This is a genomic window from Pseudomonas sp. GM48 (genome assembly GCF_000282335.1).
GTDB lineage: Bacteria > Pseudomonadota > Gammaproteobacteria > Pseudomonadales > Pseudomonadaceae > Aquipseudomonas.
The window spans coordinates 20,608-42,481 of sequence record NZ_AKJM01000079.1 but is presented as its reverse complement, the minus strand read 5'-3'; the positions used below and the strand labels follow the sequence as shown (position 1 = coordinate 42,481).

Sequence of the window (21,874 nt, the reverse complement as noted above, 5' to 3'; positions counted from 1 at the left end):
TCGTTCAGTCGTGACAGACAGCGATCGGCCAGAAGGAGACATTCGTTTGCGTCGGAATACCCCCCCTATCCAGTCGTCAGGCATTAAGCACTGTTGAGATGGTCGCGTATGAACTCGATGAACCGCTGGGTCTTCGCAGGAAGCAGCCGTTTTTCGGTCAGTGCGTAGACCGAGATGCGAGTGCGACTTCGACGAGATGTGCCACATCCTCGAAGGCACCGTGCGCCTGACCGATGCGGACGGCGTGGCGAAGACCTTCGGGCCGGGGGGATTCGTTCGTGGCGGCGGCGGGGTTCAAGGGAACCTGGGAAAACATCACGCCGATGCGCAAGGTGTATTTCATTCTCGGATGAGTTCGGCCCGGGCGGATAACGATGACAACTTTGCCGTCGCCTGCCTGGGCCTGTCCCGCCCCGGCTCCGGGTCCGTCACCCGCGGATCGGACTTGCGCCCGGCCCTGGCAAGCCGGGACGACGCGTCGTGCGAGCAATCAGGTATGCGCCTCGCCTGGGAACGCCGGCAGCCCGTACGTCAACGCAAGCTCCAAGGCCGGTTACAAGGGGTATAACTATCAGAACAAAAGGCGGGTCACCCAGAATAGGTCCTCCAAAGGCAGCGCCCGGGCCAGGCGCCCCAGGCCTGATCGGCCGCCTGCGGCGCGGCGCGGAGCGATGTGATGAGTTCCAGAGCATGGCGATGGGCTCGCAAGAGCCTTCTTGGCTACATCGAGCTGGCCTTGCTGGTCGCTCCACTGTGCGCCAGCGCCATGTTCAAGTGCCAAGCCAGGGACGGAGCCATCAGCTACACCAGCCAAGCCATCGCCAGCGCCCGCTGCACTCGTCTGAATGGCATGGCGGGCGCCGGTGTCGGCGCCAAGGCAATGGCCCTGCCACGGCTTGTGCAGGACGACGACTCAGGCGCGATGCGGATTCGGGTGTTCACCTTCATCCACAGGGGTATTCGTCAATATGTAAGCCGGCGCCCCGTCGGGATTTCCGCACGGGTCGATGTCGTTGAGCTCTATTACATCAAGGGCTGCTATCTGTGCATGGCGCCGAAGGATTTCAAGGTCACCTCACTGCGCCTGGACACCCAATCCTATCGGCGGGAGATCGAAGCCGCTTCGGGTCATTATGGTGTCGACAGGGCGCTGGTCCGCGCAGTGATACATGCCGAATCGGCGTTTCGCCCCAACGCCATTTCCGAAGCCGGCGCCCAGGGGCTGATGCAGTTGATGCCCGCCACCGCCGAGCGCTTCGCCGTGGACGATCCGTTCGACGCACGACAAAACATTCGTGGCGGCGTGCGCTACCTGGCCTGGCTGCTCAAGCGCTTCAACGGCAACCAGATGTTGGCGTTGGCAGGTTACAACGCCGGCGAAGCGTCCGTGGTCGAGTACAACGGGGTGCCTCCCTACGCCGAGACGCAATCCTACGTCACCCTCGTGCAGTCCTTGACCGAACGCTATCGCAACCATCGCTAGTACCGTAGGGCGCATAACCCGGAATAGGTAATACGCCGGGCGGGGAATGGTTCAAGCGGACGTACACTCAACGAAGGCAAAGCCATGGCCCGTCCGATCATGACATCACCACATTAATGGTGATCGTCGCGCAGAAGCCCAAGAGACACAGGATCCCGACACCATAGAAAACGGTGCGCCAAGGCTGGACGCCCTTCAGGTATGCCAACGTGTGCAGGACTCTGGCGATGGTGAACAGAACGCTCAACCACGCCGTGATGGAAGCAGGTACGTTCATGGCAACGGCGAGCCCACCCAGCGCGAAGAATGCCGGGATGCTTTCCAGGTCGTTCGCCCAGGCCCTTGCCGCGCGAGTCACTTGCGCAAGCTCCTTTTCACGAGCGATTCGATTGAAAACAGCGGCGTCCTCTGTGTTCGTGAATGCCCTGAAGCGTATGCGGAAGAAGCCCTGGTAACAGGAGACCGCGAACATCTTGAGGAACAGCACAACCACGCAGAGTGCGTAGACGGTCAAAGCACTGGTCATGCCTGACGCGCCCTATTAAAGCCTTTGACCACGAGGTACAGCAGCGGCCCCACGGAAACAAATACAGCAGTCAGTATCAGGTAGGGAAGCAGGTCAATGAGTGAACCACCTCGCGATCGGTTGTCTTTCGCCATCCAGATGCAGGCCAGCGCTGCCATAAGGTACAAGTCGATAACCAACTGGGCAGTGTCAGGTCGGGAAATCAGCTCAAGCCCGAAGGCCAACAGCGACTGCTCAGCATTCAGCATCGTCCAGCCGGTATACATCGAAAAGAGCACCAGCGATGCCAGCGCAATGAGGCGAAGTACCATAGTCCTGTCCTTGGTAGGGTTTCCTGGCACAGTAGTGGTAGGGTTGCTGGCGCTCAATGACCTGTGAGGTCATGAAAGCCGAGCACAAGGACGTCAGAGGCGAAGCATGAGTAATCACCTGTTCCATCATAAACATCCCCCGCCGGCCACAACGGCGGGCCAGCACGTGCGCCACCTACGTCGGCAGGCAGGGCTAAGCCAACTCGATCTTGCACTCATGGCCGGGGTTTCGCAGCGCCACCTCAGCTGCGTCGAAACCGGCCGCGCCAAGGCGAGCACAAGTACCTTGCACGCCATACTTTCGGCCCTTGGAGCGCCGCTGGATCACTGCAACGAAGTCTTTCTTGCCGCTGGGTACGCGCCCCGCTACGCCGCAACGTCGCTCGATGCGCCCGCCCTGGAAATGGTACACAAGGCCATCGATCACATCCTGCGTGCGAACAATCCGGCGCCTGCCATCGTTATCGACAGCAACTGGGATATCACTGCTGCGAACGTGAGCACGGGGCTACTGCTGACGATGGCGGGGGTGGCACAGGACGTGGCGTCAGGTTTCAATCTGCTGGAAACACTGCTCTGCCCCGGCGGACTCGGTGATCGGTTGGCCAATGCACAGGAGATCCGTGCTGCTGCGTGGCAGCGCGCCTCCAGAGAGTCAGTCGGCAATCCAGCGCTCGCAAAGCGCTTGCGCAACCTGCCAGCTCCAGCCATTGCCTTGCAGAAACCCTCTGTCAGCCCTTTGCTGCTGACCCGTGTGTGCACCCCGGATGGAGAGTTGAGCTTTCTCTCAACCTTCACTACCTTCGGCATGCCCCTGGACATCACCGTGGAGTCGCTGCGAATCGAACATTTGATACCTGCCGATGTGATGACCAAGCGCAGGATGATGCATGCCTTCGAAGATTGGAACGCGGATGACGGCCAATCATGAATGGCCGCACAACCCAATAGCGGACATTCACGAAGGTCTGCTTTCGGCCATTAGCGGTCACTCCACGTGTTTCGGAAATTAGGGGCGATTCAGAGAGCGGCCGGTAGCAAACGGTTAGAACGTCAAATATTCGCACCAATTTAGACACTGTTCTTCCTTCCGCTATCTATGAAATCTGGCGAATCGTTTGATCATATCTATCTTGTAAGTGTGACTCTTTGAAAGCACCTTTGATTGCCTGACGCAGAAAGACCTCCAAGTCTTTCTGCGTCAACAACACAACCAGCCCTGATTTATTTCGGTTTATTATATTAGAGATGTGACGATAATAAGTGTTTTTCACTTCCTCACCACGGAAGGCAATGATGCCAAATCGTCCAAATGTGTCATTAAGGTAATAGTTGATCTGATGAAAATCACTTGCGCTTAGGTCTTCGTAGTTCTTGCATTCCCATACGACTTGGGTAGAACCGTATTTATTCCTTATGACTTCCCAAAAACCGTCAGGCGCTCGGTTAGATGCTATCCAATCACGTATTGAGGCGCCATCGTGACTTCGCTCGTGCGGTTGAACATTCGTCAAAGACCGAAAGAAACACAGTTTGATGATATTGCCTACAATTTCTTCAAACCCTGCAGCCCCCGACGGTCCTTTGGGCAAGGTTCGCAAATTATCTAATGTGTCCTGCAACGCGCCTTTATAGTCATCCAAGTTAAAGGTGTCGGGCAGCTCCTCTAGGATGCCTTCATTCTTCAGCTGCGTTTCGTCGCGCAAATCCTTCAACAGCAGTGGCTGAAGGTTTAGTGCTTCGTGGTAGGTAGGATGAATATAGAAAGTTGAGCTGTTATCAAATGATGGCTTAGCATTTGAATCTTTGCCAGACTCTTTGTACTCGACAGTTCTTTTTCGTCGAATACCAAGAAAACCGATCCCATACAAAACTTCGACAAAACGAAAAGGTGTTGTGTAGTCGTAAAACCAACCGTTGCAGTACTTGTTAATAGACTCCGTAACCAGCAATTTTTGAATAAAATCTTCAATTGCCACCAAGGTATACTCATTGCCTAAGCCAAAAAAGTACTCGAGAATTAAACTGATATTTGGATAATTCTCAGCATACTCATCCCCCAAATCCTTGAGTCTACTTGTGCTATAGCGTTTGGACGCTACATCCATGTCTGCGTCTCTCACCTTTTGGTTGCCGTGATTAATGGCTGAGTCTATTGCATAGCTAGTTAGCATCAGTACATCCCGAGGCCGATGCTGACAGAGGCTCATCACTGAGGGCACGCTAGTCTTTGAATCTTCCTCCTCAAAAAAACAATTCCATGCCTCTCCCCCTAGTTTTGGCTTGGTAGTAAAAGGCTTTACCAATCGACGTTCTACAAGCTCGGTAAGTTTTTCAGAAGACCAGTCAAGAAAAACCACTGACGTCTCAAGCCTCGCAAACTCATTATCGAGGGAACGAATTCTGTCATAGATGTTTTCACGTATGAAAACATAGGGTTTTACGTGCGGAGTTGACGCGATTAGTCTCACCGTGGCATGCATCAATGCCATGAGGCATATGATAGCTGAGCCAGAACCATCCCAGGACTCATCTAGACGATCAATTAAGATGATATAACTCATTGGTGAAGAAAATGAAATTTGATTAATTTCGGCCAGCAGGTTCTTGCTTCGACTTATCTGACGAAGCCATAATTTATCATTATCTTTGGTGTATGCATCAAAAATTTCTTCGGTCAAATTCAAAATGCGCTGATCAAAATCACAATCTTCTATCAGGCCTCTTTCTCGTCGGATAGTATCTGGCGCCTTGTCGAAACTTAAACGCCCTTCCATGACCCATATCTTGATCACCTCATCGATCAAAGCCCTTTCCATCGAGTGCATTAACGATTTGAAAGGACGCTGCCTTGTGTCTAGAAACAACTGCTGCTCTAGTGGAAGCCGTAAGAGATCAAATATCTGTGGAACAATATTGATGGTTCGGGGAAAACGCCGCTCAACTTCAAACGTAATCGCGGTTTTCCCGGCGCCGCGTCGACCTATAAAAAAACAGTTAGAGCTATCCGGATTGAGCGCAGAGAGAGTCGCCGGCGTAGTGACGAATAATTCATGATCACTCCTAATTATATCGTACTCTGCAAATGCTTGGCCCAGTTTTACTCGTTGCAAAGCATCTTTAGGTAACTGAATTTTCGCCAAAGGTAACATCCTTGTGCTTATCAGAGACGCATAAAAAGGGGTGAGTAGCTCTAATGCTCCGCAGCGTAGATTAGCTGAATTCGGCGAAATCTCCATCCACGAACGGTTATTGGTTGGGTGCCAGGATTCATCTTTTCACCGATCCCATCGGTCACTTGCATAAGCCGACCGCCTTGAGACTCCTTTTGGCTCCACGCTCTTATGAACGTGGGTCATGTTCCGTCAACGTCAAGCGTCCGCACTGGGCCGATCTGTACCTGTCGCCACCCTAAACTATTGGGCCGATTCGGACCTTGGTAACAGACAGAAACCGGCCAAAAGCTGTCTCTCACTATTTAGGAAACCTCGGGAGTTCATGTAAAAACAATCGAACCCAGATGGAGGAATACTGACATCGGACTTACTATCTATGCGCTAGAATTTCTATTCACTGGCCTTATCTGCAAAGGAGCAACTCCGGTGGCAAAATTTTCATGGCCTGCCTACCCAAAGTCAAAAGCTGAATTTGAGCAGCTTATGGCCGCAATTGATGATCTTCTGGCGGTGGAGGAATTGAAGCCCTTTCAAAGACCTCTTCACGTAGGACGAAAGTTCTGGGAAGCGTTCGGTTGGGGCGGGTTAGCTTTGCCGGCAGACGAATTGGCGGACCAGCCCGGGTTTCAGGGGGACGTTCTGATGGCCAAAGCCCTTCGCTGGTATAAGGAGACGCTCGGAAATCGATTGAATTCCTATTTCGAATTAGGATATGTACCCGCACTACTTGGTCGTACAATTTGGCGCGTTCGGCTGGCAGGATGGTATGGGACAGTAAATTTTTTTGCGGACAGAAACTTAAGCAATAAAGGTGTCAGTAAAGGAACTAAGACTACTTTGCCCAGTATGAATATATTGACACTTATTGAAGATCTACCTCAAGGGATGGTTGACCGCCTCTCCAGTTCTGAGATCGAAGCTCATTTTCAATTCCATATGTTTGCAGTAGAAAGCATTCAGTGGCGAAATAATCTGCCATGTACCAATATTTTGACTGTTGCAAGAGACGACTATAATTGCTCCACGCAAGAGATCCTCGAAGATCGCTATGCCCAGGCAAGATGGGCCGCACAGCAATGCGTTGAAAAGACGCTGAAAGGTATGCTAGAGATAGCTGGGTCGGCCTATCCTAAGGGAGGGCGAGGTCATGATCTTAGTAATTTAGCTAAAATGCTTCATGAAGAGCATGGCGTAGTCATTAATAATCATTTAATTAAAACAGCGCATTGTTCAACAGGTGCCAGATACAAGGATGAGCCCTCAACTCAGACGCAGGCGCTGCATGCAAATATAGCAGCGCTGGGGATATACGATACTTTAAGTAAAAGCCCGCAAGTCGAGAAGCTACTGGCTGACTACTATAAGGAGCACTCTGCCATCTAGTTTGATTGTTTAAGCAGTGAAAATATTTGTGGCTTTTCTTAATCCCTTCGCCAATAAAAGAGTTTTTAGCTTATGCAGAAGAGAGATGATGCTTTTTCTATAAAAATTAATGATCCGGACTTGATTGATGATTCTGGAATAGTAGCAATGGAAAACATTAATGATGTGTTGCTTTTGATCTTTAAAGAAAATAGTATTTACAAGCTATTAACGGCTGTTTCAACTGACCCACAAAAAACCCAGCCAGATACCGGGCACACATATGAAAAAATAGCAGTTCTTGGCTCTGCCTCTCCATATGTGGCCCGGATATTTCTTCAATTTAAACGTATGATTGATCAAGTTTTTCCGGAGGACTCCATAAAGCCAAAGCTTCTAGAGCAGGTTTGGAGTCTAAACGAACAACTACTGCACTGTGCGCAGTTTGAGTCTAATATTCGTGAGCAGCTTGATGATGTTATGCATAAGTGCGATACCATCATTGAACAGAACAAATCCAGTCGCGCCATCCCGCCGCTCGCTAAAGTTAAAAACTTAGAGAATTACGCAAAATCTTTCCTTTTGGTTGGAAAACAATTTTTAATAGACTGCTTTAAACTAATAAGCCTGTTTACTGACTTGCCTTTGGGCGCAAGAGATGAGGCGCATTTCGATAAGCATATAAAGTGGCTGGAGCAGAATCGCCCTGCTTTAAATAAGCTATGTTTAACCCTCGGTAATGACCTGTCTTGGATTCGTAGATTGTCGGAGTGCCGGAATGCTATTGAGCACTCTGGGCCAGGCCAGTCACTTACGATAGAAAATACAAAGCTTCATCCTGGTAATAAATTTTCACTCCCGACTTGGAGCTACGATCTAACAAATAAAATAAACGTACAAGAATCGTCCATCTCTATTCACCAAGAGCTTGATGCTTATTTAAATAACATGCTTTATTTGCTGGAGGACATTCTTCTCTTCTGTATTTCCGAAAGCTTGCCCAATGATGGGATGTTTTCAATATATCAGCACGCTGAGGCAGACATAAAGCCGAGCTGCCCTATTAAGTATTACGCAAGTCTAAGTATTGAGTTTTATTCAAAACTAAATCCAGTTTAATTTTTGCGGTGATCCAAGTTGACATCCGGGCATGATCAAACTGCACTAAGTCTGCAAGATAGATTTGAGTTGAAATCGACGTTAGCATCTATTTTTGGCCGATCCCCGTTCACAGTGATCGGCAGAAAGCGACCCAGGCTGTGTGAAAACGCGTGCGCCGTTTCGAAGTGTGCGTTGCTACGTGAAATCTGCCAGCGTTTTGGTTAACCAGCAGACTGGAAATTTGCGTAGGAACGCGCTTTTCGTTCCAGTCCTGACTGTCAAACCTGCTCCAAAACGTTTTCACACAGCCTGGACCCAGAGCGGACGCTCACGGCTGCTCGCCCAGACTTTTTAAGCAATTTTTCCCTTTACAAAGTTGATCGCAGAGCAAGCCCTTTCAAGGGCTTGCATCTTAGCGTTTAGAGATATAAATCTGGTTGATGTTGTTGGGATAAACGGTACGATTCGTGATCTCAGCAACGTCAATGGTCGTATTGAAATATCGCCCGGATTGATTGTCCTTGTCTTCTTTGAAACCGTAGTGAAGCAGTGTATTGGAGCACGCCACAAGGTATTTACCCCGCTCATCATCCCTGCCCACGATAGCAACCCAATGATCGCCCATCCTGCCATGCTCAAATCTGGCTAATTTCTTCACGCACAAAACCGCCACACACTCGGTGAAGTCCATAGTTTTAAGAGACTGAATATCGATAGCAGTGACGACAGGTGAATCTTGTGAACCATCAGTCATTACATCGAAACTCGTCGTGATGAACGCCCGCTTTACCTTGACGTCTGTGGCATCGCTTTGAATCCCAAAATCGCTGCCTTCACCTAACACGAAGTTGTGCAGCGATGGTGTGTTGCCGATAACTACCATCCACTGTTCAGAATGTTTTTGGATGAACTTTGACGCTGTTTCCTTAGGGTGTTTGAGCGATTTGTACGCGTTGAATAGAGAATAAATTAGACATAGACCATCAAAGTTACCTTGCGCAAGAACTCGTTGAATCTGGCTCAAAATAGGAATCCATGACTAGTAGGAGAATATGAATTTTACACACCTGCGCGGTACACGGGTGAACCGCACCGGGTTTCGTAGACATGTTTGAATGGCTGCTCCTGGCAGTTTTCTGCCTGTCACGAAGGGCAGAAATCGGCTATCAGCGGCAGTACCGTGTTTGCCCTGCGCTCGCCGGACGCTCCGCGAAGAGCATCTGGCGAGCCAGGCGCGGTTACTGGCCGATCAACTGAGCACTTTTCACGGCACGTTGCGTGAAAGTACCCGGCGCCTTAGCGGCCTGCTCGCGATGGCATCGACTCAATTTTCCGATCTGTCCCAAATCTTTCTTGGCATTTTCCGGCGTTGTGTCGCTTTTTAAGCTTGCTGAAACGTTTCATCAAGTTTATAAAAATGGCACAAATCCAAGAAAGGCTGCTGCCATGACCCCGCTCAAACTCTTTGTTGCCCTTAGCGCACTGTCCGCTGCCTCCCACGCCATGGCCTGGGATTACGTTCTGCTCGACACCGACAAAGCCGCCCAGAACTGGCAGACCACCAGCCAGCAACTCGGCATAAAAACCGACAAACCCTTCAGCGTTACCCTGCGCACCTTGCACGGCGGTCGGCAGGAGGGTGTCAGCATCGTCGACATCGATAACGGCACGATGAAACTCTCGGTAGTGCCGACTCGAGGAATGAACGTCTTGCAGGCCTCGGTCGGCAATGTGCGCATGGGCTGGGATTCACCGGTCAAGGAAGTGGTCAATCCGTCCTTCATCGAACTCAATGGCCGCGGTGGTCTGGGCTGGCTGGAAGGTTTCAATGAGCTGGTCACCCGCTGCGGATACGAATGGGTCGGCCACCCCGGCGTCGACAATGGCGAACTGCTGACCCTGCACGGTCGGGCCGCCAACATTCCTGCGAACAAAGTCACCCTGCACATCGATGAAAAACCACCGTACGCCATCACCCTGCGCGGCGAACTGAAAGAGCAGGCGTTCAAGAAGGTCGACTTCTCCGTCGCGACCGAACTGGTCACCGAACCCGGCAGCGTAGTGTTCGCCCTCAACGACACCCTGACCAACAACGGTGACTATCCGAAGGAATACCAGGCGCTGTATCACAGTAACTTCAGCACCCCGTTCCTGGAGCAGGGCGCTCGTTTCGCCGCGCCGGTGAAACAGGTGTCGCCGTTCAACGACAAGGCCAAGGGCGATCTGCCAGACTGGCAAACCTACCGCGCACCGACCAAGGACTACGACGAAACGGTTTACAACGTGGTGCCGTATGCCGATGCCAAGGGCGATACGTTGACCGTGTTGCATAACAAGGCCGGCAGCCTGGGCGTTTCGGTCGGCTTCAACACTCAGACACTGCCCGTGTTTTCCTTGTGGAAAAACACCGATACCCAAGGCCAGGGCTATGTCACGGGGCTGGAGCCGGGGACAAGTTTTTCCTACAACCGCCGTTATCAGCGGCCACTGAATCTGGTACCGACAATTGGGCCGAAGGAACATAAGCAGTTCCGCATCAGCTACAGCTTGTTGGCGGATAAGGCGGCTGTGGATACGGCCTTGAAGCAGGTGAGCGAGATTCAGGGTGGGCGGGAGACTGAGGTGCGGCAGACGCCGTTGGTTGATCTGACCAAGGGGTGACACCGACTAGAGCATTGTCGACCGATATTGCAGCGCCTCGGCCAAATGTTCGCGTCTGATCCCGTCGGCTTGTTCAAGGTCCGCCAGCGTGCGCGCGACCTTGAGCAGTCGATGGGCCGCTCGCAACGACAGAGTTAAACGCTCGCAGACAGGTGGTCAATTCGATGCAATTACGCACATAGGCACACCGATCGGGAAAAATGGCCTGCCCCTGTTCTGAGGCAGACCGGTTTGCGTTCAATTCACTTCAGATACCACCCCCAGGGTTCGCCGTTGTAGCGGGTGATCTGCTTGGTTTCCAGGTAGTTGTTGTAGCCCCACTCGCCCAATTCGCGACCAATGCCGCTCTGCTTGTAACCGCCCCAGGGTGCCTCGACGAAGGTTGGTTGCGAGCAGTTGACCCACACGATGCCTGCGCGAAAACCGCGAGCGACCCGTTCGCAGCGCGGGATGTCCCGGGACATGACCGCTGCCGCCAGGCCGAACGGCGAGTCATTGGCCAGTCTGATCGCTTCGGCTTCCGTGTCGAATGCGCGCAAGCACACCACCGGGCCGAAAATTTCCTCACGCCATACCGAACTGTCTTCGGGAACATCGGCGAAAATCGCTGGCGTCAGGTAATAACCCTTTTCCGGATAATCCGGTCGCACACCGCCCGAAACCAGCCGCGCTCCCTCTTGCTGACCGGCTGTAATCGCCGCCAGCACCTTTTCCAGTTGCCCCTGACTGACCAGCGGTCCGAGCTTCACCCCGTCCTCGAAACCCTGGCCAATCTGAATCTGCTCGGTAGCGGTAATCAGGCGCTCCAGCAGTGCCGGGTATAACGCGCGCTCCACCAGCACCCGCGAAGTGGCTGAACAGACCTGGCCCTGGTTCCAGAAGATCCCGAACAGAATCCACTCCACGGCGGCTTCAATGTCGCTGTCGGCGAAGATCACGAAGGGTGATTTGCCGCCCAGTTCCAGGCTGATGTTTTTGATATCGTTCGCAGCCGCCTGCATGATCTTGCGCCCGGTCGGCACACTCCCGGTGAAGGCGACTTTGTCGACATACGGGTGTTTGGCCAGCGGCGCTCCCGCCTCGCGCCCCAGGCCAGTGATCACGTTCAGCACCCCGGCCGGCAATCCTGCCTTGTCAGCGATGCCCGCCAGTTCGAGAGCAGTCAACGGCGTCAGTTCGGAAGGTTTGAGTACCACGGTGCAACCTGCCGCCAGCGCCGGGGCGACTTTCCAGGCGGCCATCAGCATCGGGAAGTTCCACGGGATGATCGCCGCAACCACACCGAGCGGCTCCTTGATCACCGATGACGTGAAGCGCGCATCCGGCAGATCGATCGACTGTTCACTCTGTTGATCCGACTGCTCGGCCAGCCCGGCATAGAAGTCGAAGCAACCGGCGGTGTCGGCGATGTCCCACAATGCTTCCGGCAACGGCTTACCGTTGTCGCGCACTTCGATGGCCGCCAGCTCATCCTGACGGTTGCGGATACCCTCGGCGATTCGGCGCAGGACCTCGGCTCGTTGTGCACCGGACCAGCGCGGCCAGTCCCCTTCATCAAACGCCGAACGCGCAGCCGCAACCGCCCGGTCGACGTCCTCGAACGTGGCAGAAGCGACCCGCGCCAGAACCGACTCGTCACTCGGATCGAGCGTGTCGAAAACACCGCGTTGAACCGGGGCGACCCATTCACCGCCGATGTACAACCGTTGATAGTCACCCATGGGACACTCCTTGATCCGCCGGTGTCGACGCTGTTGGTACAGCTGTTCGGCGACCTGCAATTGCTCGCGGTCATTGACCCCGAGTACGTCGATTTCATCCACTTCCACGGCAGTGACCGTCAGCCCCGCCTCGTTGGCCACCGCCAACGCATCGGTGAGATAAAACTCACCCTGGGCGTTCTGGTTGCCGATACGCTCCAGCAGCCACAGGCAGGTATCGGCGCGCAGGCCCATGACGCCGCCATTGCAGAAGTTGATGTCCAGCTCCTTCGGGCTTGCATCTTTGGCTTCGCGGATTGCGCGCAAACGCCCCTGCTCCACCAGCAACCGCCCGTAAGGCCCCGGTCGTTGGGTGTGGAAACCCGCCACCGCCACGGCCGCACCATCGATCAATGCCCTGCGTAAACGGGCCAGGGTCTGCGGGGTAATCAAGGGTGAGTCGCCAAACAGCACCAACACACAGCCCTGTTGCTGTTCGTGCGCCTGCAATACCGGTCGGGCCGCGAGCACCGCGTGGTGCCGTGCCCAGTTGTTCGTGCTGGGTAAAGACCTGCGCTGTCGGTGCGACCTGTTGCACGTACTCGGCCACCGGCCCGCCGCCAGCGCCAACCACCACCGCCCGTTGCTCGATACCCGCCGCCTCCACCGCCGCCAGCACATGGCCGAGCAGCGGCCGATTGCCCACCGGATGCAAGACCTTGGGCAGCGGCGAACGCATCCGCGTGCCCTGCCCGGCCGCCAGAATCACCGCCAGCGTCGACCAGCCAAAGTTGTCGCTCATCGCGATCCTCCTGTGTGCATCCTGGCTTCAGGCCGGATCGCGATAAAACACGTCGTCGGCATACGGGTACCACCAGTCCTGAATCTTCGGCTGATGATCGATGATGACCATTTTCGAGCGACGGAACGCTTCCAGCCCCTGACGCCCGAGTTCACGCCCAAGACCCGACATCTTCCAGCCACCGAATGGCAGTGCATCGTTATCGATCAACGGATTGTTGACCCAGACCATCCCCGCCTCCAGACGCTCGGCGGCTTCCATGGCTTCGGCCAGGTCCGTGGAAAACAGCGAGGCACCAAGGCCGAACGGCGAATCATTGGCCAGCCGCACCGCCTCGTCGAAATCGCTGACACGACAGATCGCCGCCACCGGGCCGAAGCACTCTTCCTGAAGTATGGCCATGTCGCCAGTCACCCCGGTGAGGATGGTCGGCTCATAGAACCAACCCACGCTGTGCCCGGGTGGAATCCGCCCGCCACAGACCACTTTCGCACCCTTGGCCACGGCGTCATCGACCAGGCGCATGACTTTACTGCGCGCCGCTTCGCTGACCATCGGCCCGATCTCCGAGCGCTCCAGGCCATGGCCAATGCGCAAGGCCCGGGTACGCTCGGCGAACTTCGCGACAAATTCGTCATGGATCTCTTCAACGACATAGAAGCGCTCGGCCGACGTGCAAATCTGCCCGCTGAGATGGAATGCAGCCGTCACGGCACCCGCCGCCGCGACATCCAGCGGTGCATGTCTGGAGATGATCAATGGATCGCTGCCACCGGCCTCGATCACGCAAGGCTTCATTCGTTCGGCGCAGGCCACTGCCACGGCTTTGCCCGCCGCGACACTGCCGGTGAAGGCCACCGCATGGGTCTGCGTCGACTGCACCAGTAACTGCGCGGTCACAGCATCACCCGGCACACAAGACACCAGTCCCGGCAACAACGCGGTGAAATGCTCCATGAACTTGAGGGTGCACAGGGTCGTGGCTTCCGCCGGTTTGATGATGCAGGCGTTGCCCGCCGCCAGCGACGCAGCGACCGTCCAGCACATCAACAGGATCGGAAAGTTGAACGGCATGATGTGCACGCTGACGCCATACGGCTCATAACGCACATGCTGGAAGGAGCCGATCTGCGTGGTGCCGGCGACCTTGCCGGCTTCGTCCCGGGCCATTTCCGCGTAGTAGCGAAAGATCGGCGCACAGTTGGCCAACTCGCCCATGGCTTCGGGAAACGGCTTGCCCATTTCCAGGGTCATCAGGCGTGCGACTTCGCGGTTGCAAGGCACGTTCTGCTCTATGGCATTGGCCAGTTGATGCAGGCGCGCGGCGCGGCTTTTCGCATCGACCAGACGCCATTGTTTTTGCGCGGCGGTCGCGGCATCGATGGCGGTTTGCACATCGGCTTCGCCACACACGCCGACTTGCCCGACCGGTTGCAGGGTCGCGGGGTCGAGCACTTCGCGCACGCGGCCATCGGTCAGCGGCAGGAACTCGGGATTGATGAAACGCAAGGCAGAATCGCTGTTAAACGTGGCCATGGGATGATCCTTGAACCAATCGATAAGGGGTTTCACGCAATGTCGCCAGGGTCTCGGCGGGCAACTCATTGCGCCAGCCCGGCACATGCCAGTCGAGCCATTTGCGCAGGGGCGCAAAGGCCTCGGCGTCCAGTGCCCGAACAAACAAACCAAGGGTGCGCGGCAGATGCGCCAGGTAACCGTGCTTGCCGTCACGGCCGGCCAGGCGCACAAAAATCCCCAGCACCTTGGCATGACGCTGGGCCGCCAGGCGCCGGTAATCTTCGAGAAAACGCCGCGCATCGAGCTCCGGGCGCTGCAACAGGTAATGTTTGATCAGTGCCACCCGCAACGCCTCGGGCACATCGCGACGGGCGTCTTCGAGCAGCGACATCAAGTCATAGGCCGCCGCCCCGACCAAGGCGTCCTGAAAATCCAGCAAGCCACAGGTCGCGACGCCTTTGCGCCCTTGCAGCAGCATCAGGTTGTCGACATGGAAGTCGCGCAGCACGAGGGCTTCGCGGCGTTTCGCGACATCGCGGCAGGCGTCGGCGAACAGCGCCAGATACTCATCGCGCAGGGCCTGCGCCGTCTCTTCGCCGATAAGCAAAGGCACGTACCAGTCGATAAACAACCTGTACTCGTCCGCCAGTCGCTGCTCGTCGTAAGGCGCCAGCTCCGCGGCTGGCGCTGCACGGTGCAACGCCACCAGCGTATCGACCGCCAGGTGATACAGCTCCGACTCCGGATGCCCGGCCGCCAGCAACCGGGTGTAGGTGTCGTGACCGAAATCCTCGATCAGCGCCAGCCCCGCCTCTTCATCCACTTGCAGCAAGGCCGGCGCGGACAGGCCCAGCCCTTGCAACTGCCGGGCGATCCGCACAAACGGGCCGATGGGTTCGCTATGGGGCGGCGAATCCATCAGCAACAGGCCGGCGCCGTCCAGGCGGAAGTAACGCCGGGTCGAAGCATCTGCCGGCAAGGCAACCAGCACTGCCTCGGCAAAACCGGCACGGGCCAAAAAGGCTGCGCGCTGGTCCTCACGGCTTGGCAATGACGCCAGTGCATCTGTCATGGCGATCACCGGATCATGTAGACCTTTTTGATGGTCTCGTGGACGGTGCACACACCCTTCCAGTCCTTGCCGAAGAAGGCGGCGGTGTCTGGCTTGATCTCGATCACTTCGCCGGACTCGTGGACGTACGTGCAGCGGCCCTCGAGGAAGTGGCAGAACTCGTCGCTGGTGACATGGCAAAACCACTTGCCCGGGGTGCAGATCCAGATGCCGCATTCGGACTGGCCTTCGGGGCCTTTGTGCAGCACCACGCCGGAGACACGGGATTCACCCTCAAGCATGGTCGGGATCACGCCCCAATCCTTGACGTCAGTGATGCTCAGCGGGTCGTACAGAAACGGGGTTGTCATGTGTTGTTCTCCAAAAAAATCAGTTCAAAAAGGTTCATCACATAACCTGTGGCGAGGGAGCTTGCTCCCGCTGGACTGCGCAGCAGGCCCTGCTTTTCAGGTGAAGAGCTGGGGGGCAGCTTCGCTGCCCAACGGGAGCAAGCTCCCTCGCCACAAGTCCAGTGTCAGGTCCAGGTCCGGTGTCAGGTTCAGGCGAGCATGTAAACGTTGCGCAAGGTTTCCCGGACGTCGCATTCGCCCATCCAGCCGGCCGGGAACAGCACCAGGGTGTTGGGGCGCACTTCAATCACTTCACCGTTGTCGTTACGGTAAGTGGCGTGACCCGCGATGAAGTGGCACAACTCGTCCCGGGGAATCGACAGCCGCCAGCGACCGGGGGTGCAGACCCACAATCCGCTTTCCGGGCTGTTGTTCGGGCCCTTGAACAGCAAGCGGCCGCTGGAATGCGAGACGCCTTCGACAGCGTCGCTCTGCACGCCCCAGTCCACCAGGTCGGTGCGGCTGCTGACGGCTTCGAGGTACGGCGTGATACCCGCCGTGGTGGATGAGTCAGGCATGGTTAAGCACCTTGTCGAGAATCGCGGCTGCATCTTGCGGCCCTTTGCGTGATTGCATCTGCGCGCTGGTGCGCTGCAAGCGTTGGCGCATCGCCTCATCGTTGAGGCAGGCATGGAGTTTTTCCGCGAGCTGTTCTTCGCTCCATTCGTAGCGGTCGAGCTTGAAGCCGTGACCGCTTTCTTCAGCGCGCATGGCGTTGTCGTGACCGTCCCAGACGTAGGACATGACGATGGCCGGTTTGCCGAAGAACAGGCACTCGGTGAAGCTGTTGTTGCCGCCGTGGTGGATCACTGCATCGACCTGGGCAATCACAGAGGGCTGCGGGAACCAGTTGGAAATCTGTACGTTGTCCGGAAGGTCGGTGTATTCGTCGAGGTGCTCGCCGACGTTGAACAGCGCCCGGTAAGGCAACTTGCCCACTGCATCGATCAGGCGCTTGAGCAACTCGACATCACCGGAACCGAGGCTGCCGAAGCTGGCGTACAGCAGCGGCTTGTCGTTGTGGGCGAGAAACTGCGGAATCTCGTAGGGCGTGTCGTGGCGCACGCAGCCTTGCAGGTAATGGAAACGCTCGGCCGGCAGCGGATGGCGGCGGTCGAACTTGACCGCGTCCGGGTACAGCAGCAGGTTCATGAATGGCGAGGCTTCAAAGAACGTCCCCAACGGATAGGGCTCCTCACCGTGGGCCTGCAGGAACTGGTTGAAGTCATCGTGGATCGGCCCGACCACTTCCTCGAAGCGCTGGCGGAACTGCGCGTGGCCGGCCTTGTCGTCGATGCTCATGCCCGACAGGTGCGGCGGGATATCCGGGTCTTCGATCTCGTTTTCCGAGCAGGAAATGATCCGCACCCATGGTTTGCCGTACTGCTTGATCGCCGGGAACAGGATCACGTTGTCGACGCAGATCAGGTCGGGCTTGACCTTGTCCAGCACCGCCGGCAGATCCTTTTGCGCCCACTTGGCGGTTTCGACAATGGCCGCCCAGCATTCCTTGACATAGTTGTCGATCTGCTCCAGCGGCGACTTGCGGAAATTCGGAATGTGCCCATTGATGAAGTCGACCCAGTAACGGGCCATCTCTTCGGCCGGCATCGGCGCCGACATGTTGACCATGTGTTCTTCAAAACCATAACCGGCGTACACACCGCTCATGCCCGGGTCGGTGAGGAACACCGCTTTATGGCCCAGGGCTTCACACGCCTGGGCGATACCGACTGAGTTCAGCGCCGGGCCGTAGGCGGCTTCGGGGAAGAATGCGATCACTTTCTGTTTCATCGAGTGCTGCTCCTGCCTGGTCTTTTTATTGTTCAGCGTGTCAATACGCGGGCATGCCGGGCTTGCCAGCCCAGCCGGATGGTCGTGTCGATTGCAAAATGGGCGAATTCAAACTGTGAGGACGGCACGCGCACGATCAGCGGTTTGTCGCTGAGCGGTGTCTGCACGTGCAGGTTGGTGTCGAGGCCGTGGTAGGCGATTTCGACGATTTTTCCGCTGACCTGATTGGGGCAAATCCTGCCCTGCTCCGTCAGCACTTGCAGGCGTTCGGGGCGCACCACCACGGCGACGGATTGACCGGAAACCAGCGGCGCGTCGGTTTCCACGCTCAACTCCTGGCCATTGACCCGCACCGAGTGCTGACCCGAGCGCACGCCTTCGAGCAGGTTGCTGACGCCGATGAAGTTGGCGACAAAACGGCTGTTGGGGTTTTCGTAGAGTTCGGTCGGACTGCCGCACTGGCACACCTTGCCGCCGTCGAGCACCGCCATGCGGTCGGACATCACCAGCGCTTCTTCCTGGTCGTGGGTGACGATGATGAAGGTGATGCCGCTCTCGTGTTGCAGACGCTTGAGTTCCAGTTGCATCTTTTCCCGCAGCTTTTTGTCGAGGGCACCCAAGGGCTCGTCGAGCAGCAACACCCGCGGACGCTTGACCAGCGCCCGGGCCAGCGCCACGCGCTGACGCTGGCCACCGGAGAGCTGATCGGGCTTGCGCTCGGCCAGTTCACCGAGCTGCGCAGTGCTCAGCACCTCATCGACCCGGCGACGGATTTCCGTTTCCGGCAGGCGTTCCATTTCCAGACCGTAAGCAATGTTCTTGCGCACGGTCATATTGGGAAACAGCGCATAGGACTGGAACATCAGGTTCAGCGGACGCTTGTTGGCCGGCAACGGCGAGATGTCGTTGCCGTCCAGGTAGATGCAGCCACCGCTGGGCGTCTCGAACCCGGCGAGCATGCGCAACAGTGTGGTCTTGCCACAACCGGACGGCCCGAGCAACGCAAAGAACTCGTTCTCGCGGATGCTCAGCGACACCTCGTCGACCGCCAGACCGTTGCCATAAGACTTGCTGACCTTATCCAGGATCAGTACCGCAGATGAATTATTCATGGGTGCGAGGAGCCTTGTTGAGACGCTGCGAAGCCAGCAGCGCGGTGATGCTGACCAGCATCACCAGCGTCGCCAGAGCGTTGATTTCCGGGGTGACGCCGAAGCGGATCATGGCGTAGATCTGCATGGGCAACGTGGTCGAGGCCTGGCCGGAGCCGGAGTTGAAAAAGGCGATGATGAATTCGTCCACCGACAGGGTGAACGACAGCAATCCACCGGCCAGCACACCGGGAAAAATCACCGGCAACAGCACCCGGCGGAAGGTGGTGAACCAGCTCGCGCCGAGGTCAATCGAGGCTTCCAAGATCGAATAGTCGAAGTGCTTGAGCCGCGTGCGCACCACCGCGCAGACGAAGGCGATGTTGAACACTGCATGGCTGATGATGATCGAGTGCAGGCCCAGGCCAACCTTGAGCAGGTTGAAAAAACTCAGCAGCGCAATCGCCAGCACGATGTCGGGAATGATCATCGGCGCCATCAACAAGGTGTCGACTACCTGGCCCTTGTCATTGCCTTTGCGGCGCAACTCGATGCCCAACGCCAGGAACGTGCCGAGCACGCAGGCGATGAAGGTGGCCGACAAGGCGACGATCAAGGTGTTGAGCGCCGCCGACAGGATCGCCGTGTTGTGCGCCAGTGCCGCGTACCACTTCAGCGACACGCCGCCCCACGCGGTGGGCAACCCGGACTTGTTGAACGACAGCAGGATCAACACCAGGATCGGTATATAAAGGAAGGCGTACACCAGACCCAGGTGCGAACCCAGCACGGTGGCGCTGACAGAACGTGGCTGACTCATGAGCGCGCCCCTTCTGCACGACGGGCCACCAGGGCCTGGATGAACAACAGGATCAGCATGATTGCGATCAGGAAAAAGCTCAGCGCCGCACCGAACGGCCAGTCCCGCGCCGTGAGGAATTGCGAATAGATCAGGTTGCCGACCATCTGCACCTGCTTGCCGCCGAGCAGGTCGGCGGTGATGAAATTGCCAATGCTGAGGACGAAGACAAACACCGCACCGGCGGCGATACCCGGCACGCTCAACGGCAGGATGATCCGGCGAAAGGTCATCCAGCCCGAGGCGCCGAGGTCTTTCGAGGCGTCCCACAGTTCGTTGTTGATCCGCGACAGCGACGAGAAAATCGCCAGAATCACAAAGGGGATGTAGTTGTAGACCAGCCCCAACACCACGGACGACTCGGTGTACAGCAGGCTGATGGGTTCGCCGCTGTAGCCGAACACTTGCAGCAGGCGGTTGATCAGGCCTTCGCGGTTGAGCAGGACGATCCAGGCGTAGGTGCGAATCAGGTAGTTGCTCCAGAACGGCAGCATCACCAGGAACAGATACACCGCCTGGCGCCGCCGTGGCGCCCGGGCAATCGCATAGGCCGCCGGGTAGCCGATCAACACCGCAAACACCGTGGCCAGCCCGGCGATTTTCGCCGACTTGAGCAGGATGCCCAGGTACAGCGGATCGAACGCGCGCTGATAGTTTTCCCAGGTGAACAACCAGTCGATGCCACCGTAGGCACCGCGTTCGACGAAGCTGTAGACCAGCACCAGCAGGCACGGAATCACCAGGAACATCAGCAGCCAGCCGAAGCCAGGCGCAAGAAGCCAGGCCGACAGACGCCTGTCAGCATGCAAAGCACTCATTAACCCTATCCTCCCGCCTCAGGACAGAGGCGGCTTGCGAGCGTGGCGAGGCATGCCGGGCATGCCTCGGATCGACGTGGCGTTAGTTCTGCGCCGCCATGATTTCGGTGACGGCGCGGGTGTAGGCCTTTTGCGTGGTGCCGCCCAGATCGCGCAATTGCTCCATTTTCAGCAGCTCGGCGGGGGCGATGGTCAGGTTGGGGTATTGCTTGAGCAGGTCCGCGGACAACCCGGCCATTGCAGCCTGGTTGGGGACTTTGTAGAGGATGTTTTCGGCGACCCAGGCATGGTTTTCCTTGGCCAGCATGAAGTTGATGAACTTGAAGGCCTGGTCCTGATGCTTCGAACTCTTGAGCACCACCATCGTGTCCACCCACAGGTCGGAACCTTCCTTGGGCACCACGAACTTGATCGTCGCGTTGGCTTGCGTACCGTAGTTGCACCAGCCGTCCCAGGCGTGGGCCATCAGCGATTCGCCGGAAGCGAGCTTGGAATAGAACGTGGTGTCGTCGAAGGACAGAATGCGTTTTTTGGTGGCGATCAGTTGGTCGCGAACAGCGGCGATCTGTGCAGGGTCACTGTCGTTGACCGACCAGCCCTTGGCGAGGAAACCGGCGCCGAGCATCCAGCGGTCGGTGGCCAGCATCGTCACTTTGCCCTTGAGGGCATCGCTTGGATTAAGCAGTTCGTTCCAGCTCTGCGGCGCTGGCGTCACCTTGTCGGAGCGATAGCAGATGCCGGTGGTGCCCCAGGTGTAAGGCACGGAAAACTGGTTGCCCTGGTCATATTCCAGGTGGGTGGCTTCGGGGTAGAGGTTTTTCAGGTTGGGGACTTTGACCGGATCGATGTCCGCCAGCAGTCCCTGTTTGTGCAGGACTTCGGCGAAGGGCGAGGAGACGAACACTACGTCGTAACCTTCACCGCCGGACGCCATCAGCTTGCCCATGATTTCTTCGTTGGTGGCGTGCAACGCCTTGTCGACGTCCACACCGCTGGCAGCCTTGAACTTCTCCAGCGCATCGGGGGCCATGTAGCCGTCCCAGATGGAAATCACCATGTCTTTCGCACTTGCAGCCTGTGAAGCGATCGCCAGGGAAACGGCCAATCCCGCGCACAGAAGATCATTCAGCTTGCTCATAAATACTCACCCGACGATTGTTTATTGTTGTGTTCGAAGGCAGTACGGCAAAACGAGAAACGATTGCTTGTGT

21 protein-coding genes and 2 pseudogenes are annotated in these 21,874 nt (G+C 56.5%); 6 read left to right on the top strand and 17 right to left on the bottom strand.

Translation table 11 applies throughout. The features are described from left to right. Positions 1 to 83: 83 nt before the first annotated feature. Positions 84 to 176: pseudogene (locus PMI28_RS31105) on the bottom strand (LysR family transcriptional regulator); the annotation flags it as partial. A 20-nt stretch (positions 177 to 196) separates the two neighbouring features. Here PMI28_RS31105 and PMI28_RS31560 point away from each other — a divergent pair. Both PMI28_RS31560 and PMI28_RS14080 read left to right on the top strand, forming a co-directional pair. Further along, positions 197 to 568, top strand: coding sequence for a hypothetical protein (locus PMI28_RS31560; RefSeq protein ID WP_007987118.1), 372 nt, complete (start codon positions 197 to 199; stop codon positions 566 to 568). 108 nt (positions 569 to 676) lie between these two features. Next, positions 677 to 1,483, top strand: a complete 807-nt coding sequence (locus tag PMI28_RS14080) for a lytic transglycosylase domain-containing protein (protein WP_007987116.1) — start codon at positions 677 to 679, stop codon at positions 1,481 to 1,483. A 97-nt stretch (positions 1,484 to 1,580) separates the two neighbouring features. Here the strand turns inward: PMI28_RS14080 and PMI28_RS14085 are convergent, their stop codons facing one another. Both PMI28_RS14085 and PMI28_RS14090 read right to left on the bottom strand, forming a co-directional pair. Next, positions 1,581 to 2,009, bottom strand: a complete 429-nt coding sequence (locus PMI28_RS14085; protein ID WP_007987113.1) for an MAPEG family protein — start codon at positions 2,007 to 2,009, stop codon at positions 1,581 to 1,583. Further along, entirely contained in the window at positions 2,006 to 2,320 is a 315-nt protein-coding gene (locus PMI28_RS14090) for a DUF2834 domain-containing protein (protein ID WP_007987112.1), read from the bottom strand. Before PMI28_RS14090 ends, PMI28_RS14085 begins: the two co-directional genes overlap by 4 nt. A gap of 106 nt (positions 2,321 to 2,426) precedes the next feature. Between PMI28_RS14090 and PMI28_RS14095 the strand changes: the two genes are divergently transcribed. Beyond that, the gene (locus PMI28_RS14095) at positions 2,427 to 3,251 is read left to right on the top strand and encodes a helix-turn-helix domain-containing protein (protein WP_007987110.1); all 825 of its coding nucleotides are present in this window, start codon (positions 2,427 to 2,429) and stop codon (positions 3,249 to 3,251) included. A 166-nt stretch (positions 3,252 to 3,417) separates the two neighbouring features. Here PMI28_RS14095 and PMI28_RS0128550 read toward each other — a convergent pair whose 3' ends face one another. Beyond that, entirely contained in the window at positions 3,418 to 5,463 is a 2,046-nt protein-coding gene (locus tag PMI28_RS0128550) for a P-loop ATPase, Sll1717 family (RefSeq protein ID WP_033063343.1), read from the bottom strand. Between the two features lie 459 nt (positions 5,464 to 5,922). Between PMI28_RS0128550 and PMI28_RS14100 the strand changes: the two genes are divergently transcribed. Then, positions 5,923 to 6,879 (top strand): HEPN domain-containing protein, encoded by a 957-nt coding sequence (locus PMI28_RS14100; RefSeq protein ID WP_007987106.1) that lies wholly within the window; start codon positions 5,923 to 5,925, stop codon positions 6,877 to 6,879. A 72-nt stretch (positions 6,880 to 6,951) separates the two neighbouring features. After that, positions 6,952 to 7,977 (top strand): hypothetical protein, encoded by a 1,026-nt coding sequence (locus PMI28_RS14105; protein ID WP_007987105.1) that lies wholly within the window; start codon positions 6,952 to 6,954, stop codon positions 7,975 to 7,977. Between the two features lie 394 nt (positions 7,978 to 8,371). Here PMI28_RS14105 and PMI28_RS0128545 read toward each other — a convergent pair whose 3' ends face one another. Continuing rightward, positions 8,372 to 8,983 carry a hypothetical protein gene (locus tag PMI28_RS0128545; protein WP_033063342.1) on the bottom strand — a complete coding sequence of 204 codons (612 nt, stop codon included), beginning with the start codon at positions 8,981 to 8,983 and terminating at the stop codon, positions 8,372 to 8,374. A gap of 422 nt (positions 8,984 to 9,405) precedes the next feature. Between PMI28_RS0128545 and PMI28_RS14110 the strand changes: the two genes are divergently transcribed. Further along, a complete protein-coding gene (locus PMI28_RS14110) occupies positions 9,406 to 10,620 on the top strand; it encodes an aldose 1-epimerase family protein (RefSeq protein ID WP_007987101.1) in 1,215 nt (404 codons plus the stop codon). A 6-nt stretch (positions 10,621 to 10,626) separates the two neighbouring features. Here PMI28_RS14110 and PMI28_RS29665 read toward each other — a convergent pair. The 12 genes and pseudogenes from PMI28_RS29665 to PMI28_RS14155 form a co-directional block, all read right to left on the bottom strand. Then, a pseudogene (locus tag PMI28_RS29665) lies at positions 10,627 to 10,764 on the bottom strand (hypothetical protein); the annotation flags it as partial. A 98-nt stretch (positions 10,765 to 10,862) separates the two neighbouring features. Next, the gene (locus tag PMI28_RS0128540) at positions 10,863 to 12,341 is read right to left on the bottom strand and encodes an aldehyde dehydrogenase family protein (protein WP_033063346.1); all 1,479 of its coding nucleotides are present in this window, start codon (positions 12,339 to 12,341) and stop codon (positions 10,863 to 10,865) included. 166 nt (positions 12,342 to 12,507) lie between these two features. Continuing rightward, positions 12,508 to 13,059: a hypothetical protein gene (locus PMI28_RS29660; protein ID WP_238540691.1), complete on the bottom strand. Its 552-nt coding sequence runs from the start codon at positions 13,057 to 13,059 to the stop codon at positions 12,508 to 12,510. Positions 13,060 to 13,149: 90 nt separating this feature from the next. Further along, positions 13,150 to 14,658, bottom strand: a complete 1,509-nt coding sequence (locus PMI28_RS14115; protein ID WP_007987097.1) for an aldehyde dehydrogenase family protein — start codon at positions 14,656 to 14,658, stop codon at positions 13,150 to 13,152. Further along, entirely contained in the window at positions 14,645 to 15,712 is a 1,068-nt protein-coding gene (locus PMI28_RS14120) for an aminoglycoside phosphotransferase family protein (protein ID WP_007987095.1), read from the bottom strand. The genes PMI28_RS14115 and PMI28_RS14120 overlap by 14 nt, the downstream gene beginning before the upstream one ends. 5 nt (positions 15,713 to 15,717) lie before the next feature. After that, the gene (locus PMI28_RS14125) at positions 15,718 to 16,062 is read right to left on the bottom strand and encodes a cupin domain-containing protein (RefSeq protein ID WP_007976122.1); all 345 of its coding nucleotides are present in this window, start codon (positions 16,060 to 16,062) and stop codon (positions 15,718 to 15,720) included. Between the two features lie 188 nt (positions 16,063 to 16,250). After that, on the bottom strand, positions 16,251 to 16,619 hold the full coding sequence (locus PMI28_RS14130; protein WP_007987092.1) for a cupin domain-containing protein: 369 nt from the start codon (positions 16,617 to 16,619) through the stop codon (positions 16,251 to 16,253). Then, positions 16,612 to 17,895, bottom strand: coding sequence for a nucleotide disphospho-sugar-binding domain-containing protein (locus tag PMI28_RS14135; RefSeq protein WP_007987091.1), 1,284 nt, complete (start codon positions 17,893 to 17,895; stop codon positions 16,612 to 16,614). Before PMI28_RS14135 ends, PMI28_RS14130 begins: the two co-directional genes overlap by 8 nt. A 32-nt stretch (positions 17,896 to 17,927) precedes the next feature. Further along, entirely contained in the window at positions 17,928 to 19,007 is a 1,080-nt protein-coding gene (locus PMI28_RS14140; protein ID WP_007987089.1) for an ABC transporter ATP-binding protein, read from the bottom strand. Beyond that, complete coding sequence (locus PMI28_RS14145) at positions 19,000 to 19,806, bottom strand: ABC transporter permease (protein WP_007976115.1); 807 nt, start codon at positions 19,804 to 19,806, stop codon at positions 19,000 to 19,002. Before PMI28_RS14145 ends, PMI28_RS14140 begins: the two co-directional genes overlap by 8 nt. Further along, positions 19,803 to 20,663 (bottom strand): ABC transporter permease, encoded by an 861-nt coding sequence (locus PMI28_RS14150; RefSeq protein ID WP_007987087.1) that lies wholly within the window; start codon positions 20,661 to 20,663, stop codon positions 19,803 to 19,805. The genes PMI28_RS14145 and PMI28_RS14150 overlap by 4 nt, the downstream gene beginning before the upstream one ends. An 82-nt stretch (positions 20,664 to 20,745) precedes the next feature. Continuing rightward, the gene (locus tag PMI28_RS14155; RefSeq protein WP_007987085.1) at positions 20,746 to 21,801 is read right to left on the bottom strand and encodes a polyamine ABC transporter substrate-binding protein; all 1,056 of its coding nucleotides are present in this window, start codon (positions 21,799 to 21,801) and stop codon (positions 20,746 to 20,748) included. Between the last annotated feature and the right edge of the window lie 73 nt (positions 21,802 to 21,874).

Excerpts from the sequence above, each read along its gene's own strand:
- PMI28_RS31560 (WP_007987118.1), top strand. The coding sequence starts at position 197 with ATGTGCCACATCCTCGAAGGCACCGTGCGCCTGACCGATGCGGACGGC.
- PMI28_RS14080 (WP_007987116.1), top strand. The coding sequence starts at position 677 with ATGAGTTCCAGAGCATGGCGATGGGCTCGCAAGAGCCTTCTTGGCTAC.
- PMI28_RS14085 (WP_007987113.1), bottom strand. The coding sequence starts at position 2,009 with ATGACCAGTGCTTTGACCGTCTACGCACTCTGCGTGGTTGTGCTGTTC.
- PMI28_RS14090 (WP_007987112.1), bottom strand. The coding sequence starts at position 2,320 with ATGGTACTTCGCCTCATTGCGCTGGCATCGCTGGTGCTCTTTTCGATG.
- PMI28_RS14095 (WP_007987110.1), top strand. The coding sequence starts at position 2,427 with ATGAGTAATCACCTGTTCCATCATAAACATCCCCCGCCGGCCACAACG.
- PMI28_RS14105 (WP_007987105.1), top strand. The coding sequence starts at position 6,952 with ATGCAGAAGAGAGATGATGCTTTTTCTATAAAAATTAATGATCCGGAC.
- PMI28_RS14110 (WP_007987101.1), top strand. The coding sequence starts at position 9,406 with ATGACCCCGCTCAAACTCTTTGTTGCCCTTAGCGCACTGTCCGCTGCC.
- PMI28_RS0128540 (WP_033063346.1), bottom strand. The coding sequence starts at position 12,341 with ATGGGTGACTATCAACGGTTGTACATCGGCGGTGAATGGGTCGCCCCG.
- PMI28_RS29660 (WP_238540691.1), bottom strand. The coding sequence starts at position 13,059 with ATGCGTTCGCCGCTGCCCAAGGTCTTGCATCCGGTGGGCAATCGGCCG.
- PMI28_RS14115 (WP_007987097.1), bottom strand. The coding sequence starts at position 14,658 with ATGGCCACGTTTAACAGCGATTCTGCCTTGCGTTTCATCAATCCCGAG.
- PMI28_RS14120 (WP_007987095.1), bottom strand. The coding sequence starts at position 15,712 with ATGACAGATGCACTGGCGTCATTGCCAAGCCGTGAGGACCAGCGCGCA.
- PMI28_RS14125 (WP_007976122.1), bottom strand. The coding sequence starts at position 16,062 with ATGACAACCCCGTTTCTGTACGACCCGCTGAGCATCACTGACGTCAAG.
- PMI28_RS14130 (WP_007987092.1), bottom strand. The coding sequence starts at position 16,619 with ATGCCTGACTCATCCACCACGGCGGGTATCACGCCGTACCTCGAAGCC.
- PMI28_RS14135 (WP_007987091.1), bottom strand. The coding sequence starts at position 17,895 with ATGAAACAGAAAGTGATCGCATTCTTCCCCGAAGCCGCCTACGGCCCG.
- PMI28_RS14140 (WP_007987089.1), bottom strand. The coding sequence starts at position 19,007 with ATGAATAATTCATCTGCGGTACTGATCCTGGATAAGGTCAGCAAGTCT.
- PMI28_RS14145 (WP_007976115.1), bottom strand. The coding sequence starts at position 19,806 with ATGAGTCAGCCACGTTCTGTCAGCGCCACCGTGCTGGGTTCGCACCTG.
- PMI28_RS14150 (WP_007987087.1), bottom strand. The coding sequence starts at position 20,663 with ATGAGTGCTTTGCATGCTGACAGGCGTCTGTCGGCCTGGCTTCTTGCG.
- PMI28_RS14155 (WP_007987085.1), bottom strand. The coding sequence starts at position 21,801 with ATGAGCAAGCTGAATGATCTTCTGTGCGCGGGATTGGCCGTTTCCCTG.